Below are 16,008 nucleotides of genomic sequence, written 5' to 3' on the forward strand. Positions count from 1 at the left end.
TCACCGCGGGGCTCGACCACCCGCCGCCCTCGCCGCCCCGCCGCAACCGCCACCGGCGGGCACCCGAACCGATCCCCGCGGGCCCAACCACCCGCCGCCTATCACCCTCGCCACCCTCGCCGCCCCGTCACAACCGCCACCCACGTCGCGACCGCGCGGCCACCGACCACCGGGGACCAGCACCGGTGACCGCAGGCGTTCAGGGGCGCCGCATGCGACGCATTCGCCGCAAGCTGCGCGGCCGCCGCATCAATCGCTCAGCTTCTCAGCCTCCGCGAGCCACTGTTCCTCCAGCTCCTCCTTCTCGGCCTGGAGGGTCTTCAGCTCGGAGTCGAGTTCGGCCAAGCGGGCGTAGTCGTCGGCCGCCTGGGCCATCTGCTCGTGGAGCTCGGACTCGCGGGTGCCGATGCGGTCGAGTCGGCGCTCGATGCGCTGCGCCTCCTTCTGCACGGTGCGGCGTTCGGCGGCCGAGAGCGCCGGGGCGGAGTCGGGCTCCGCCGGGGTGCCGGGCTCGGCGCGCCGGCCGGGGACCGCTGCGGTGGCGTCGGTCTGGCGCGCGCGGCGCTGGAGGTACTCCTCGATGCCGCCGGGAAGGAACAGCAGGTCTCCGTCGCCCAGCAGCGCCATCACGCGATCGGACACGCGCTCCAGGAAGTAGCGGTCGTGGCTGACCACCACCAGCGAGCCGGGCCATCCGTCGAGCAGGTCCTCAAGCTCGGTCAGGGTCTCGATGTCGAGGTCGTTGGTGGGCTCGTCCATCAGCAGCACGTTGGGCTCGTTCATCAGCAGCCGCAGCAGCTGCAGGCGCCGCCGCTCGCCGCCCGAGAGGTCGCCGATGGGTGTCCACTGGCGCTCGCCGCGGAAGCCGAACCGCTCCAGCATCTGGCTGGCGGTGAACTCCCTCCCGCCGATGGTGATGTGCCGGCGGATCTCCTCGACCGCCTGCAGCGGCCGCAGGTCGGGAGCCAGCTCGACGAGGCTCTGGGAGAGGTGGGCGAGGTTGACGGTCTTGCCGTGCCGCACGCGTCCGCCGTCGGGATCGCGCTCGCCGGCCAGCGCGCGCAGCAGCGTGGTCTTGCCCGAGCCGTTCACGCCGACCAGGCCGATGCGGTCGCCCGGGCCGAGCTGCCAGGTCAGCCGGTCCAGCAGGACGGTGTCGTCGGCGGCGAGGGTGAGGGCCTCAGTGTCGACGACCGTCTTGCCCAGGCGGGTGCTGGCGAAGCGCACGAGCTCGACGGTGTTGCGCACCGGCGGCTCGCCCGCGATCAGCTCGTTGGCGGCGTCGATGCGGAACTTCGGCTTGGAGGTTCGGGCGGGCGGGCCGCGGCGCAGCCAGGCCAGCTCCTTGCGCATCAGGTTCTGCCGCCGCTCCTCGGCGGCGGCCGCCAGCCGCTCGCGCTCGGCCTTGGCCAGCACGTAGGCGGCGTAGCCGCCCTCGTAGCGCTCGACGCGGCCGTCGACGACCTCCCAGGTGCGGTTGGTGACGGCGTCCAGGAACCACCGGTCGTGGGTGACGACGGTGAGCGCCTCGCGGCGGCCGCGCAGGTGCTCGGCCAGCCACGCGATGGCCTCGATGTCCAGGTGGTTGGTGGGCTCGTCGAGCACGACGAGGTCGTGGCTGTCGATCAGCAGCCGCGCCAGGGTGGCGCGGCGACGCTCACCGCCGGAGAGCGTGGCCATCGGCGCGTCGAGGTCCCAACCGGACAGCAGGCCGCGCAGCACGTCGCGCACGCGGGCGTCGCCGGCCCACTCGTGTTCGGCGAGGTCGCCCAGGACGAACCCGCCGACCGTGGCCTCGGGGAAGGTGTCGCGCTGCTGCAGGAACCCGATGCGCAGGCCGCGGCTGTGCACGACCCGGCCGGTGTCGGGCGGGGTGCGGCCGGACAGCACGGAGACCAGGGTGGACTTGCCGCCGCCGTTGCGCCCGACCACGCCGATGCGGTCTCCCTCGTCGATGCCGAGGGAGACGTCGTCGAGCAGTACGAGCGGCCCGTAAGCCAGGGACACGTCTTGCAGGTTCACGAGATTCGTCATCGTGCTATCCATTGTGGTGGCCTGCGCGGGCGCCTGCGACCACGGTCCACAGGCGCCGCCGCGCTCCCGGCCCGCCCCCGGCCAACCCCCGGACCGAAACCGGGCCCGACACCCCGCCCCCACCGGTGAGCGGTCGCACGATCGCACGGTCGCACGACCGGCCGACCGCCCGGTCAGACGATCGCACGGCCGACCGGCCGACCGGCCGACCAGAACCCGAACCAGGGCCAGAACCAGGACCAACGACAAGGAACGGAAACCACCAAAACCAACGGCCGAGACCAGGCCGTCAGGCCGGAAAGAACTCGCGGGCCCGCTCGGCGATCCCCGCGGTGTCCAGCCCGTGCGCCCTGTCGTGGTCGGCCGGGGTGCCGTAGCCGCGGACCTCGGTGTCCCTGCGCACACCCAGCGAGCGCTGCCGGTGGCGGCGGTCCTCCAGCGCCGCGGCGACCTCGTGCGCGGAGGTGCCCTCCAGGTACGGCTCGACCAGGAGCACGTCGGCCTGCCCTGCCCGCGCCACCAGCCGGTTCAGCCCTTCGCGGTCGAACGGGCGCACGGTGGCGGCGTAGGCGACCGTGACATCGAGGCCCTCGGTGGCGGCAAGGACGCGGTCCAGCATCGGGCCGACCGCGACGACCACGCCGCTGGAGCGCCCCGAACCGGCGCGGACGGTCTGCAGCCCCGGGCCGATCGGCCGGGCGGCGGCGTTGCCGCGCTCACTCAGCCGCACGTAGACGTTGCCGTCCCGGCGCAGCGCCTCCTCCAACAGCGGGGCGACCTCGGCCGCGTGCCCGGGCACGTGCACGGTCCAGCCGGGCAGCGAGTCCAGCAGGTGGACGTCGCCGGGCGCCATGTGGGTGCGGCCGTAGTGCGCGCCGTCGTAGGAGGCGCCGGAGCTGACCAGCACCGCGCCCGCTCCCTGGTGACCCAGGTCCAGCTTGACCTGCTCGAAGGGCCGCTCGACGAGGAACGGCGCGAACGTGTGGGCGACGGGGCGCATTCCGGTCAGCGCCAGCCCTCCGGCGACGCCGATCATCAGCTGCTCGCGGATGCCCAGGTTGACGACGCGTTGGGGGTGGCGCCGGGCCGCCTCGGTGAAGCGGTCGGCGGAGATGTCGGCGAGCACGACGGCCAGCCTCGGGTCGGTCTCCAGCGCCGCGGAGACGGTGTCGGCGAAGGCGTCGCGCATCGGCTGCGCGACGACGGCTGCGGGTTCGGGCGGTGCGGCGGTCATGGCGTTCATCCCTTCGGTCGGATGCGGGCGACAACGGCGAGCGGCCGGCCGCTGTGCGGGGCGGTGAGGGCGTCGTACAGGGCGGCCTGGTCCCGGCCGGGCGCGGAGCGCGTCTGCCAGCCCTCGCCGGAGAAGCGCGTCTCGATCCCGCCGGGCCAGCCGTGGGTGGCCGATGCGTTGTCGACGACGACGGCCGTGAGGTTGTCCAGCCCGAGGCGCCCCGCGGCGGCGATCGCCTCGTGGTTGCTGCCCTCGTCCAGCTCGCCGTCGCCCATGAGCACGAACACGCGCGGCCGGGTTCGCCCCTGGGCGCGCAGCCCCAGTGCCGTGCCCACGCCCAGGCCGAGCCCGTGGCCGAGCGAACCGCTGCTGATCTCGGCTCCGGGGACCAGGACGCGGTCGGGGTGGTGGCCCAGGGGCGAGTCGAAGTCGGCCCAGCGGCGCAGGGTGGCCAGGTCGAGGAAGCCCTTGGCGGCGAGCACCGCGTAGTAGGGCATGGGGCCGTGCCCCTTGGACAGCAGGAACCGGTCGCGGTCGGGGTCGTCCGCGGTCTCGGGCGAGACGTCGAGCACGCGGTCGTAGAGAACCCACAGCACTTCGCGGGTGGACTCGGCCGCGAGCTGGTGCTTCTCGTCGCCGGTCATGAGCCCGATCAGTGCGGGCAGATCGGCGTATCTGGTGAGCGGTGGTGCGGTAGTCATGGCGCCAGTCTCAGACTTCAACCAAAGTTGAGGTCAAGACCCGCGGAACCCGCCGCACACTCCGCCGGAGGTGAGGTGGGCCACTCCCCTACCCGGATGGGGCCAACGAGCGCGCGGGCTCCCGAGCGAAAAGCCCCGACCCACCGCCGACCGCACCCGACCGCACACGGCCCGGCCGGCCCGGCCGGCCCGGCCCGCTCAGACCACGGTCGCCCCGGGCACGTCCCCGTGGGCGGTGACGGCGTGCGCGCAGTCCGGTGCGGTCCGCACCGCATCGGCGATCCGGTCGGCGTGCTCGGCGGACTCGGCCAGGAACGCGCATGTCGGGCCGGAACCCGACACGAACGCCCCGAGCGCCCCCGCCGCCCTGCCGGCCTCCAGGGTCTCGGCCAGCGCAGGACGCAGCGCGAGCGCGGCGGGCTGCAGGTCGTTGCTGAGCGCGGCGCCGACCGCCCGCGCGTCGCCCTCGGCCAGGGCAGCCATCAGCGCCGGGTCGCCCCGGGGCGCCGGAGCGCCGGGGCGCAGGCGGTCGTAGGCGCCGAACACCTCGGGAGTGGACAGCCCGCCCTCCGAGAGCGCGAAGACCCAGTGCAGCCGCCCGGCGCAGCGCGCGGGCGCGAGGACCTCGCCGCGCCCGGTCCCCACGGCGGTGCCGCCGACGAGCGGGAACGCGACGTCGCTGCCCAGCCGGGCGGCCAGGTTCAGGAGCCGCTCGCGGCCCAGCCCGATGCCCCAGAAGGCGTTGCAGGCCACCAGCGCGGCGGCGGCGTCGGCGCTGCCGCCCGCCATCCCGCCGGCGACCGGGATGGCCTTGCGCAGGTGCAGGTGAACCGGCTCCCGCGCGCTACTCTCGCGCGCGAGGAGGTCGGCGGCGCGCCAGGCCAGGTTCGACGCGTCCAGCGGAACGCGGTCCACGTGGGAGGCCGGACCGCCGCCGGCGTCCTCCGCCGAAAGTCCCGCAGCACCCCCGGTTGCGCGCGTTCGGGCACCGGTGACGGTAACCTCGTCGAACAGCGCTACTGCGTGGAAGACATTGACCAGATCGTGGTATCCATCTTCGCGCACCGGCCCCACCGCCAGCTGGAGGTTCACCTTCGCGGGGACCCGAACGGTCACGGCGGTCGTAGTGGTCACGAGTCCTAGATCGTAAAGGAACACCCACCCCCGTGAATCCCCCTTCCGCGAACCCGGGCGCCTGCGCGGGTCCTGCGGTCGGCTGACGGCGGTGGGCGGCTCTTCGGCGGTCACACGCCCGCCCCGGGGTCACGGCTGTCCGCATGCGGGCGCCGTGGCCTGCCCGGGTGGGTATCCGGACCCGATCACCGCTACCTTGGGGCCAGGCGGAGTTTGGACACCGTCGGGGAGGGTCGCTTGCCGTCGGATGGGCTCCCGAAGAATTTGGAACCGTTGGCTGCCGGAGATCCGGCGACCATCGGTCCCTATGTGCTGGCCGGTCGCCTGGGCAGCGGAGGAATGGGGACGGTCTACCTCGGCCGCACCCCTGAGAAGGGCGCCCAAGTCGCGATCAAGGTGATCCGGCCCGAGCTCGCCTTCGACGAGCCCACGCGCGCGCGCTTCCGCGACGAGATGGAGAACGCCCGCAGGGTCGCCTCGTTCTGCACGGCCAAGGTCCTCGACCACGGCACCTTCGAGGGCCGCCCCTACATGGTGACCGAGTACATCGCCGGCACCGCGCTGGCCGAGCACATCTCCGAGCACGGCGCGCTGGACTCCAGCACCCTGCACGGCTTCGCGCTGGGCGTGGCGGCGGCGCTGGCGGCCATCCACCGCACCGGGCTGGTGCACCGCGACCTCAAGCCGGCCAACGTGCTGCTGTCGCTGTCGGGGCCGCGCGTGATCGACTTCGGCATCGCGCGGGCCATGAACACGGCCACCAACCACACCCAGACCGGCATCGTCATGGGCAGCCCCGGGTGGATGGCGCCCGAGCAGCTGCTGGAGGAGAAGGTCACCACCTCCGCCGACATCTTCGCGTGGGGGTGCCTGGTCGCGTTCGCCGGCAGCGGCGTGCACCCGTTCGGCAACGGCGACGCCATGACGCTGGGCAAGCGCGTGCTGTTCGCCGAGCCGCAGATCGGCGACCTCGACAGCCCGCTGGACCGGCTGGTCGCCCAGGCGCTGGCCAAGGAGCCCGAGCGCCGCCCCAAGGCCCAGGACCTGCTGCTGGAGCTGACCGGCGGCGAGGGTGAGGCCTCCAGCGGCGGCGGTGACGCCAACGAGATGGTCAGCCACGCGCTGCACAACTCGTGGCGGCCCAACCTGCCGCCGATGGCGCCGATGCCGCAGCCCGGCCCGCCGCCCAACCCGCACCAGACCGCCACCGGCATGCCGCACCCGCCGCCGGCCCCTCACGGTCCGCCCCCGGGCGCTCCCCCCGGTCAGCCCTACCCGGGCCCGCCGCAGCCCGCGCCGATGCCCGCACAGCCGGGCCACCACAGCCAGCCCATGCCGCGTCCGGCGGGCATGGGGCCGCAGGGTGCCCAGGCCCAGGCGGCCCCGGGAGCTCCGGCGCCGCAGGCGCCGCAAGGCCCGCCGCAGGCACCGCAGGGCCAGCCCCAGGGACCCGGACCGCAGCCTCCGGGCCAGGGCGGCGGACCGCAGGGACCCGGCCCCCAGAGCCAGCAGGGCCGGCAGACCGGCCAGTTCCCCGCGATGTCGCCGAACCAGACCGGCCCGATCCCGCAGGTGCCGCCCGGCCCCGATCAGGGCCAGGGCTCGCGCCCGCACGCCCAGCCCTACGTCCCGCCCGCCTCGCTGCCGCCACACCGGCCCATGCAGCCGGGCAGCCGCAAGCGGTGGGTTGCCCTCACCGCGATCGCCGCCGCGATCCTCGTGCTGCTGCTGTTCACCACACTCACCCTGCTGGGCATGCAGAACCTGATCTGGCCCGGCTCGGCCGCGGGTTCCGAGGAAGGCGGCAACCAGTCCAACAGCGGCGGCTCCGGCGACGACGACGCCGGTGCGGCTCCCGGCGCCGAGGGTCAGCAGTCCGACGAGACCTCGGCGGCCAACACCGCCAGCGACAGCCGCATGGTCTTCAAGGTCCGCGAGTACGAGTGCTCACCGCGCATCGACGGCAGGTCCACCGTCCACCGCGGCACCTACTGCGTCTTCGCGCTGAACGTGCAGAACACCGGTTCCGAGCGCATCACGCTGGAGCACGACCAGCAGCGGCTGGCAAAGGGCGAGCAGGAGTTCCTATCGGCGTCGGAGCCGTCGATCAGCGAGAGCCAGGCCCCGCTGTGGCAGTCGATCCCCGCGGGCGCCGAGGCCGAGGGCAAGCTGGTGTTCCTCGTACTGGACGAGTCGGAGGTCGACTCCGGCGCCCTGCATCTGAGCAGCGGCGACGGCGGCTCGCCCGCCGTCGTCGACGTCGCCGCCGTCACCAAGGCGGGCTGACCGGCCCGGGCGCCGAGAGTGGCAGGCGGGCTCAGGCTCTCCTGCCGGACGACCGCCGCCGCGAGCCGTCCGCGCCGCCGCCGTCCGCCGGTCCGCCGGTGCCGTCCTCGGGCTCCTCCGCATGGCCTGCGCAGGCGGCGATCCTGGTGAAGGCGGCGATGTCCAGCGACTCGCCGCGGGCGCGCGGGTCGACGCCGGCGGCCCGCAGCACCCGCTCGGCGGCCGGCGCCGAGCCCGCCCATCCGGCCAGGGCGGCGCGCAGGGTCTTGCGCCGCTGGGCGAACGCGGCGTCGACGACGGCGAAGACCGCGCGGCGGTCCGGCGCCGAAGCCTCGCCGCCCTCGCAGCCGTCGGCGCCGGGAGGCGCGCTCCTGCGGGTCAGCGCCACGAGCCCGGAGTCGACGTTGGGGACAGGCCAGAACACGCCCCGCCCGACGGACCCCGCCCGGCGCACCTCGGCGTACCAGGCGGCCTTGGCCGAGGGCGACCCGTAGGTCCGGCTGCCCGGCCCCGCGGCGAGCCGGTCGGCGACCTCGGCCTGCACCATGACCAGTGCTCGGCGCAGGCTCGGCAGCAGTTCCAGCAGGTGCAGCAGCACCGGAACGGCGACGTTGTAGGGCAGGTTGGCCACCAGCGCCGTCGGGGCCGGGCCGGGGATCTCCGCAACGCGCATCGCGTCGGCGGTGAGCACCCGCAGCCGGTCGGCGTGGGCGGGGGCGAACCCGGCCGCGGTCCGCGGCAGCTCATCGGCCAAACGGGGGTCGATCTCGACTGCGGTCACCGCGCGGACGTGCGGCAGCAGCGCGAGCGTCAGCGACCCGAGTCCGGGACCGACCTCCAGCACCGTGTCCTCGGCTCCGACCCCGGCGGTACGCACGATCCGCCGCACGGTCCCGGCGTCGATCACGAAGTTCTGCCCGAGCGTCTTGGTCGGCCGAACGCCCGTACGCTCGGCCAGCCGCCGCACGTCGGCCGGTGTGAGCAGCCGCGCGCCGCCGGAGGAGTCGGATTCGTTCACCGCAACATTGTGCCAGCACACACGCTCCTCGACGCGCGCGAGGCGGCGAGCCGAGCGCCCGGCGGGACGTCGCGTGCCGCCCGCCGGGCGCGCTCTGCCGCTCCCGGCTGCGTGCCGCCGGCGGACTCGCGCGGTCCAGGGCGTCACCGGCCGCCCCTCACGTGGGGACCGGCGTCGGCCGCCTTCCTCGGTGTCCTCGCTCCCGCTCCGGTCGGGCCTGAAGCGCTGGAGCGGCCGCCGCCGTCGAGGCAGCAGGGGGACCAGGGGCACGGCTTCCCTGGGAACGCCGGGGATGGCACGATGAGCGATCACGCGGCGCCCGTTTTCCGTAGCCCGGGATCGGTTTCGGCACCTCAGCCCGAGCCCGGATTCGCCGCACTCTCGGCCTGGGACTCCGCGCCGATGCCGAGCGACGGACCCTCCTGGCGGTGGGCCCGGGTTCGTGCGCCCGCGCTGCGAACCTGTGTCTCGGAGCCGCCCAGGATCAGCTCGTCGTCGGCTCGTCATCGGCACACGCGGCCCTCAGAGGGGACGACCGGGCACGATCGGCGACGGGTGGCACGCGTCGTTCGGCGCACGCCGCCGGCCGAGCAGCCTCAGCGGTGCACCCGTGGAACGGAGACCGACGGGTTGCACCCGGCCCGGGGTCGGCGGCGAGGGCGGCTCCGTCGGGCGGCGCTCCGCGATCCTCAGTGAACCATCGACAGGAAACCACCGGAAAGGACCCTTGATGACGAACACGGACAAGCGTGTGGAGCCGCAGGCGGGTGCGACGCCCCCCGCCGCCGATCGAGCCCGCCGGCTGACCGTCCTCGACGCGCCGTCGAGTCTCGGTTTGCGGCCGACCGCGAACGGCGGGATCTCAGGAAGCTACAAGGCACCGGGCGTACTCCGCGGCACCGGGCTTGTCCGCGACCTCCGCGCCGAGGACGCGGGAGCGGTCGTTCCCGCCCCCTACGAGACCGCTCGCACTCCCGGCGCACTGCGCAACGAGGCGGCGATCGCCGACCTCTCGCTGCGTCTCGCCCACCGGTTGGGGGAGATCGCCGCTCACCAGCACACAGCCGTGGTACTGGGCGGCGATTGCAGCATCCTCGTGGGTGTAGGGCTGGCGTTGCGTCGCCGCGGCCGGTTCGGGCTTGTGTCCTTCGACGGCTTGGACTATCGGCACCCGGGAAACAGCGATGCCGTGGGATCCGCCGGCGGCGAAAGCCTGGCCCTCGTGACCGGGCTGGGCGGATCACTCGCGGATTTGGAGGGCCGGCGTGCCTACCTCCAGGCCGAGGACGTGGTTTCCCTCGGCCCGCGCCCGGACGACGAGTACTCCGCCGACGCGGTCCGCAACGGGATACGCGTCATCGACAGCCGGATGACTGCGCGGGATCCGCAAGGAGCGGCGCGCGAGGCGCTGGATGTGGTCACCCGCCCCGAGCTCGACGGGTTCTGGGTCCATGTCGACGCCGACGTCATCGACCCGGGCCAGATGCCCGCCGTCGACAGTCCCGAACCTGAGGGGCTCTCGTTCGAGGATCTCGCCGCTGCGCTCGCCCCGGTGCTGGCCCACCCCCGGTTGGCCGGGCTCGATGTGACGATCTACGACCCCGACCTCGATCCGCAGCTGAACTGCGGCCGCAGGCTGGCGGAGCTGCTCGTATCCGCCTTCGCGCAGAGTGCTGAGACACCGCCCTCCGCGTAGCACGCAGGACCCGGCCGCGCCTTCTGCGGACGTGCGGCGGAGGATTCCGGTCGTCCGGCGCCGTTCTCCGGCTCCGGAGCGGAGCGGGCACGGGTGCGGCGGTGGAACACCGGCACGGGTTGGCGGCGGGTCGGGGGCCGGCCTACAGGCCTTCGGGCCGGCCCGTGTGCCGGGGCGGCGCGCCGCCGTCCCAGCGGGCCCGGGACATGTCGACGCGGTCGCCGCCGGGACGCGTGGGGGTCGCCTCCGCGGCGTAGTGGGACAGGGCCTCGACCTCGTGGCCCTGCGGAGGGGAGCCGTCGGCGCGGACGACCCGCCACCAGCACACGCCGCCGCCCCACGCCGACATCACCGCGCCGACCTGGCGGGGACCGCCCTCGCCCAGGTACTCGGCGATGTCGCCGTAGCTCATCACGTTGCCGGGCGGTATCGCCTCGACGACGTCGAGCACCCGGTCCACGTACTCGGTGGGGCGGCTGAAGGCGTGCGGCATGGGCCGATCGTAGTAGCGGCCGGGCACCGGGCCGAGCCGCCGCCCCTCCGGGGGTCGGGGCCCGGACGGCGGCGGGGCCGACCGGTCGGGCCGCTCAGCTCGTCGGCCGCCGGCTCGCAGGCTGCGGCGGGACGATGCGGCGGTACATGGCCGTGGCGTCGGGCAGGGTGACCACTCCGACGACCACGGCGATCCCGCCGCAGACCCAGGCGGTCCAGGAAGCGGGTGCGTTGCCGGTGAAGGAGAGCAGCCACGGCGTGGTGATCAGGAACAGCCCGGTCACGGCCAGCGCGATCTCGGTGACGAACAGCTCGGGGTGGATGACCGACAGACAGGCCAGGAACACCATGAGGATGCCGACCAGGAACAGCGTGGCCATGGCGAGGCCCAGCATCCCGTGCCAGGCGTAGCTGACGACCACGACGCAGCCCGCGACCAGGGCCGCCCAGTCCGCCAACCTTCGGGTGCCGCGCATGTGGACCCACCTCCGAGCGTCGGGTTCCGTCGCCGGGGGCATACCTACCCACAGGGCGGGCGAGCCAACGGACTGCCCGCCCGCGGCACCGGACGCCGCGGGCCGCCGCGGCGCAGTCGCCGCGGCGGCCCGGATGCGGCGGGGGCGGGCCCCGCGGGGCGCGTGCCCGCCCGCCGCCTAGTAGGTGGGCAGGCTGGGGTCGACCTGGTTGATCCAGGAGAGCACCCCGCCGCCGACGTGGACGGCGTCGCTGAAGCCGGCCCCCTTGAGGGCGGCCAGCGCCTCGGCCGAGCGCCCGCCCGACTTGCAGTGCAGCACGACGCGCTTGTCCTGCGGCAGCTTGCCGAACGCCTCGCCGTTGAGGAACTCGCCCTTGGGGATGAGCACGGCGCCGGGGATGCTGACGATCTCGTACTCGTTCTTCTCGCGGACGTCGACGAGGTAGAAGTCCTCGCCGTTGTCCATCATGTCCTTGAGCTCGCCAGCGGTGATGGTCGAGCCCTGGGCGGCCTCCTCGGCCTCGCCGGACACGGCACCGCAGAACGCCTCGTAGTCGATCAGCTCGGTGACCGGCTCGCCCTCGGGGTCCTTGCGGACCTTGACCGTCTTCCAGGTCATCTCCAGGGCGTCGTAGATCATCAGGCGGCCGACCAGCGGGTCGCCGATCCCGGTGATCACCTTGATGGCCTCGTTGACCATGATCGAGCCGATCGAGGCGCACAGGACGCCGAGCACGCCGCCCTCGGCGCAGGAGGGCACCATCCCGGGCGGCGGGGGCTCGGGGTAGAGGTCGCGGTACTGGGGGCCGTACTCGTTCCAGAAGACGCTGACCTGGCCGTCGAAGCGGAAGATCGAGCCCCACACGTAGGGCTTGTTCAGCAGCACGCAGGCGTCGTTGACCAGGTACCGCGTCGCGAAGTTGTCGGTACCGTCGAGGACGAGGTCGTAGCCCCGGAAGATCTCCAGCGCGTTGTCGGAGTCGAGGTGCTCCTTGTGGAGGTTGACCGTGACGTAGGGGTTGATCTCCTCGATGCTTTCACGGGCGGACTCGGCCTTGGGCTTGCCGATGTCGCTCTGTCCGTGGATGACCTGGCGCTGGAGGTTGGACTCGTCGACCTCGTCGAAGTCGATGATGCCCAGCGTGCCGACGCCGGCGGCGGCCAGGTACAGCAGCGCGGGCGAGCCGAGCCCTCCGGCGCCCACCACCAGCACCTTGGCGTTCTTCAGGCGCTTCTGGCCGTCCATGCCCACATCGGGGATGATCAGGTGGCGGGAGTAGCGGCGAACCTCGTCGACGGTGAGCTCGTCGGCCGGTTCGACCAGCGGCGGCAGCGACACAGCAGCTCCTCAGCATTCCTCATCGGTGTCACGTCCCCGGGGCGTCGCCGGTGGACGCGGGGGCGTACGGGCACGTGACGAGCTTGCATTCATAGCCAACCTACGGGGTGGGGCTGCGCATTCCCGCCGCGACCCGAGCGTTCGAGCCGCGTGAGTCACTCCTCGTCGGGGCCTGCCTCCGAAGCGCCCGCGGAGCCGCGCGCACCGGTGCGCGCCGGACCCGAGCGCTCCGCGGAACCGCCGTCGACGGCGCGCAGGAACGCGCGCACCTCGCGCCCCACCCGCTCGGGGCACTCCATCATCGGCACGTGGCCGGTCTCGGGCATCAGCACCAGCCGGCTGCGGCGGAACGCGTGCGCTGCGCGGGCGGCCATGCGCGGGTCCACGAACCTGTCGCCGGTGGCGTAGACGAGCAGCACGGGGCAGCGCACGCGCGCGGCCTGCGCCCACAGCGAGCGGTGCCCGCGCCGCACGTACTCCGCGACCATGCCGCGCAGCGAGCGCAGCACCGCCGTCGCGGCGTGCTCCTGTGCGTCGCGTTCGCGCTCGGCCTCAAGCGCCTCCAGGACCCGCCGGGTCGGCGCGGAGGAAGGGTCGAAGTAGGTGGTGGCGAGCATGTCCTGCACGCGCACCTCGGGCGGGCGCCGCTGCATCATCGCGTAGACGGCCGGGCCCAGCACCGGAAACAGGGAGGCGGCCATCTGGTAGGGGATCAGCCGCGGGCGCAGGTCGGGCAGCGCCGGGGAGACGAGGGTGAGCGAACGCACCAGGTCGGGGCGCTCGGCGGCCAGGCGCACCGCCACGGCGGCGCCCATGGAGTTGCCGATCAGGTGGACCGGGTGCCGGCCGGCGCCGATCAGGCGGGCCACGGCGCCGGCGTGGGCGTCGATGCTGTAGTCGCCGTCGGGCGGCGGCGGGGACCCGCCGAAGCCGGGCAGGTCGGGCGCCTCGCCGGCCCATTCGGAGCTCAGGACGCCCATCAGGTCGGTCCAGTTGCTTGAGGAGCCGCCGAGCCCGTGGACGTAGACGGCGCGGCCGCGCTCGCCGCCGTGCGCGGCGGCGTCGGTGCGGACGAAGACCTCGCGGCCGTCGCCGATGCCTACGGGCCCGCCCGGCCAGGGGTCGATGGGCTCTGCCATGTGCGTCCTCCCGGGGGCCGGCTGCGGTTGGCGCTGGTGCACGGGTGCGCCGGGGCGCGGCCGGGGACCGAACGCTCGGCGCGCCTTCCATGCTCCACAAAGCGCGCTTAGGCGCGCAAGAGCGGGTAGCGGGACCGGGACGGCGGCCGCTCCGGACGGGTTTCCGTTCGGCGCCCGCGGCCGGGGCCGTCGACCCAGTACCGTGGGCACCAGCCGACCATGCAGGGGGATGCAGTGGCTCAGCCTCAGGACGACGACACCGACCGCCCGGTCGAGACCGGCGAAGCCGACTTCGACGAGCAGCGCGCCGAGCTGGCTCCCGAAGGGGCCGACTGGACGCGCCGCGGGCGGCTGGACGCCGAGGACGAGGTGTCCGAGGCCGACGCCGTCGAGCAGCTGCGCGAGATCGACCTCGACGAGGACGAGTATCGCTAGCTCGGGGACCGCCGCCGCGGCCGCGGCTGCGGGGCGTCGGCCACCCGGGCTCCCGGCCGCTGGCGGCGGCCAAGCTACGTGCGAGTAAGATAGGGGCGGTACGCCGGGTCGAGGACGTGCAACCGGATCCGATGGTGCGTTCCAGTGCAAGGTCGTCGAGCGCGGCAGGCTGCAGGCCGCGAGGAGTTCGGAGGGTGTCGCCGTGACAGCTCCTTCAGACGCCCGCCCGCGGGGGACCCGCCTGCCCCGCATGGCCCGCCGCCGCCAGTTGCTGGCCGCCGCCCAGGAGGTCTTCGTCGCCCACGGCTACCACGCCGCGGCCATGGACGAGATCGCCGAGCGCGCCGGAGTCAGCAAACCCGTCCTCTACCAGCACTTCCCCGGCAAGCTGGAGCTCTATCTGGCGCTGCTGGAGCAGCACTCCGAGGCACTGGTCGAGAAGCAGCGCGAGGCGCTGGAGAGCACCGACGACAACCGCCAGCGGGTCACCGCCAGCTTCCAGGCCTACTTCGACTTCGTCGCCGGCGAGGGCGAGGCGTTCCGGCTGGTCTTCGAGTCCGACCTGCGCAACGTCGCCGCGGTGCGCGAGAAGACCGAGCAGACCCTCCAGCGCTGCGCCGAGCTGATCAGCGACGTCATCCGCCAGGACACCAGCATCTCCGACGAGGAGGCGCACCTGCTCAGCATCGGGCTGGTCGGTATGGCCGAAACCAGCGCCCGGTACTGGCTGAGCAACTACGGCGGCATCCCGCAGGAGGCGGCCGAGCAGCTCATCGCGCGCCTGGCCTGGCGCGGCATCAGCGGCTGGGACCTCACCCGCGGCTGAGCGGATCCCGCGGGCCCCCTCGGCGGGCCGCCCCTCGCCATCGCGTTCCCAACGGCGGTTTTTCCCGACGATCGCGCTCCCGCGCGGTTGTTCAACTCCGCGTCAGCGAACCACAAACAATTACTTTACGTGTTCGATCGTCACTCTCTGGTGATTCGCTGTCTCCGTTACCGGGTAGTCGCGGTGGTGAGAAACAGTCGTCTCGGTTTCGCCGGGCGGACGCGGGGCGCGACCCGGGTACCGGCGGGGCGCCATGGGGGTGAAATCGCATGAACATCCAGCAGGGGTTAACGGACGCCTGGAGCGCCGTCGCCTCCTTCGTCCCACTGCTGGCCGCATTCCTGCTGATCCTGATCATCGGTTGGATCATCTCGAAAATCGTGGGCCGGCTCGTGGGCAAGGGACTGGGCAAAGCGGGCCTCGACCGCGGCCTCGAGCGCAGCGGTGTGGGTGAGTACTTCCAGCGCAGCCGCTACAGCGCCAGCGAACTCTGCGGCAGGATCGTCTACTACGTCCTGCTCCTGATCACGCTGCAGCTCGCGTTCAGCGTCTTCGGGCCCAACAACCCGATCACGCAGCTGCTGAACGAGGTGGTCGCCTGGATTCCGCTCGCGATCGTCGCGCTGGTCATCCTCGTGGTGGCCGGCATGATCGCCAAGGCCGCGCGCGACATCATCTCCAGCGCTCTGGCGGGCCTGGGGTACGGGCGCCTGCTGGCCAACATCGCCGGGCTCTTCATCATGGGCCTCGGTGTGATCGCCGCGCTGAACCAGATCGGCGTCGCGACCACCGTCACCCAGCCGGTGCTGATCGCCGTACTCGCCACCGTCGGCGGAATCCTCGTCGTGGGCGTCGGCGGCGGCCTGATCCGGCCGATGCAGGGGCGCTGGGCCAACTGGCTGGACGCCGCCGAGCGGGAGACCGGGAGGCTGCGCGAGGACTCCTACCGGGCAGGACGCTCCGACGCCATGCAGCAGGGTCCCGGTCAGGGCGCGCCGGAGCAGCAGCCCACGCGCGAGCACAGCACTCACGGCCCGGCGACCATGGGCGGGCCCGCCCAGAGCGGCCGCCGCGGCGGTGAGCAGCCGCCCCCGCCCGAGCAGTGACCCCGGGCCGGCGCCGTGCGGCGCCGGCTCATCCGGTCCCGCGGAAGCGCGCAAAGGGGGCGGAGCCGATCGATCGGCTCCGCCCCCTTTGCG

The 16,008-nt window shown here is 73.5% G+C and carries 14 protein-coding genes; 5 read left to right on the forward strand and 9 right to left on the reverse strand.

What is annotated here, in order from left to right:
- Positions 1-249 precede the first annotated feature (249 nt).
- The 4 genes from ABEA15_RS24965 to ABEA15_RS24980 form a co-directional block, all read right to left on the reverse strand.
- On the reverse strand, positions 250-2,034 hold the full coding sequence (locus tag ABEA15_RS24965; RefSeq protein ID WP_345559470.1) for an ABC-F family ATP-binding cassette domain-containing protein: 1,785 nt from the start codon (positions 2,032-2,034) through the stop codon (positions 250-252).
- A 289-nt stretch (positions 2,035-2,323) separates the two neighbouring features.
- Positions 2,324-3,223 (reverse strand): transketolase family protein, encoded by a 900-nt coding sequence (locus ABEA15_RS24970; RefSeq protein WP_345559488.1) that lies wholly within the window; start codon positions 3,221-3,223, stop codon positions 2,324-2,326.
- Between the two features lie 50 nt (positions 3,224-3,273).
- Entirely contained in the window at positions 3,274-3,969 is a 696-nt protein-coding gene (locus ABEA15_RS24975; protein WP_344142387.1) for a transketolase, read from the reverse strand.
- A 198-nt stretch (positions 3,970-4,167) separates the two neighbouring features.
- Complete coding sequence (locus ABEA15_RS24980; RefSeq protein WP_345559473.1) at positions 4,168-5,103, reverse strand: 4-(cytidine 5'-diphospho)-2-C-methyl-D-erythritol kinase; 936 nt, start codon at positions 5,101-5,103, stop codon at positions 4,168-4,170.
- 237 nt (positions 5,104-5,340) lie between these two features.
- Here ABEA15_RS24980 and ABEA15_RS24985 point away from each other — a divergent pair, with 237 nt between their 5' ends.
- Positions 5,341-7,389 (forward strand): serine/threonine-protein kinase, encoded by a 2,049-nt coding sequence (locus tag ABEA15_RS24985; RefSeq protein WP_345559475.1) that lies wholly within the window; start codon positions 5,341-5,343, stop codon positions 7,387-7,389.
- A gap of 31 nt (positions 7,390-7,420) precedes the next feature.
- Here the strand turns inward: ABEA15_RS24985 and rsmA are convergent, their stop codons facing one another.
- On the reverse strand, positions 7,421-8,407 hold the full coding sequence (rsmA, locus tag ABEA15_RS24990) for a 16S rRNA (adenine(1518)-N(6)/adenine(1519)-N(6))-dimethyltransferase RsmA (RefSeq protein ID WP_345559477.1): 987 nt from the start codon (positions 8,405-8,407) through the stop codon (positions 7,421-7,423).
- Between the two features lie 730 nt (positions 8,408-9,137).
- Between rsmA and ABEA15_RS24995 the strand changes: the two genes are divergently transcribed.
- Positions 9,138-10,103: an arginase family protein gene (locus ABEA15_RS24995; protein ID WP_345559479.1), complete on the forward strand. Its 966-nt coding sequence runs from the start codon at positions 9,138-9,140 to the stop codon at positions 10,101-10,103.
- Between the two features lie 142 nt (positions 10,104-10,245).
- Here ABEA15_RS24995 and ABEA15_RS25000 read toward each other — a convergent pair whose 3' ends face one another.
- From ABEA15_RS25000 to ABEA15_RS25015, 4 genes are all read right to left on the reverse strand, one after another.
- The gene (locus ABEA15_RS25000; protein WP_345559481.1) at positions 10,246-10,596 is read right to left on the reverse strand and encodes an MGMT family protein; all 351 of its coding nucleotides are present in this window, start codon (positions 10,594-10,596) and stop codon (positions 10,246-10,248) included.
- 94 nt (positions 10,597-10,690) lie between these two features.
- Positions 10,691-11,071 (reverse strand): SPW repeat domain-containing protein, encoded by a 381-nt coding sequence (locus ABEA15_RS25005; RefSeq protein ID WP_345559483.1) that lies wholly within the window; start codon positions 11,069-11,071, stop codon positions 10,691-10,693.
- A gap of 177 nt (positions 11,072-11,248) precedes the next feature.
- Positions 11,249-12,409 carry an adenylyltransferase/sulfurtransferase MoeZ gene (moeZ, locus tag ABEA15_RS25010; RefSeq protein ID WP_344142399.1) on the reverse strand — a complete coding sequence of 387 codons (1,161 nt, stop codon included), beginning with the start codon at positions 12,407-12,409 and terminating at the stop codon, positions 11,249-11,251.
- Positions 12,410-12,564: 155 nt separating this feature from the next.
- Positions 12,565-13,548: an alpha/beta fold hydrolase gene (locus ABEA15_RS25015; RefSeq protein ID WP_344142401.1), complete on the reverse strand. Its 984-nt coding sequence runs from the start codon at positions 13,546-13,548 to the stop codon at positions 12,565-12,567.
- Between the two features lie 234 nt (positions 13,549-13,782).
- Between ABEA15_RS25015 and ABEA15_RS25020 the strand changes: the two genes are divergently transcribed.
- The 3 genes from ABEA15_RS25020 to ABEA15_RS25030 all read left to right on the forward strand — a co-directional run bounded on the left by ABEA15_RS25020 (position 13,783) and on the right by ABEA15_RS25030 (position 15,915).
- Positions 13,783-13,983, forward strand: a complete 201-nt coding sequence (locus tag ABEA15_RS25020; RefSeq protein ID WP_345559485.1) for a hypothetical protein — start codon at positions 13,783-13,785, stop codon at positions 13,981-13,983.
- Between the two features lie 202 nt (positions 13,984-14,185).
- On the forward strand, positions 14,186-14,809 hold the full coding sequence (locus tag ABEA15_RS25025) for a TetR/AcrR family transcriptional regulator (protein WP_345559486.1): 624 nt from the start codon (positions 14,186-14,188) through the stop codon (positions 14,807-14,809).
- A gap of 269 nt (positions 14,810-15,078) precedes the next feature.
- Positions 15,079-15,915: a mechanosensitive ion channel family protein gene (locus tag ABEA15_RS25030; RefSeq protein WP_345559487.1), complete on the forward strand. Its 837-nt coding sequence runs from the start codon at positions 15,079-15,081 to the stop codon at positions 15,913-15,915.
- Positions 15,916-16,008: the final 93 nt, after the last annotated feature.

The organism is Streptomonospora halophila (assembly GCF_039542725.1).
GTDB classification, from domain to species: domain Bacteria; phylum Actinomycetota; class Actinomycetes; order Streptosporangiales; family Streptosporangiaceae; genus Streptomonospora; species Streptomonospora halophila.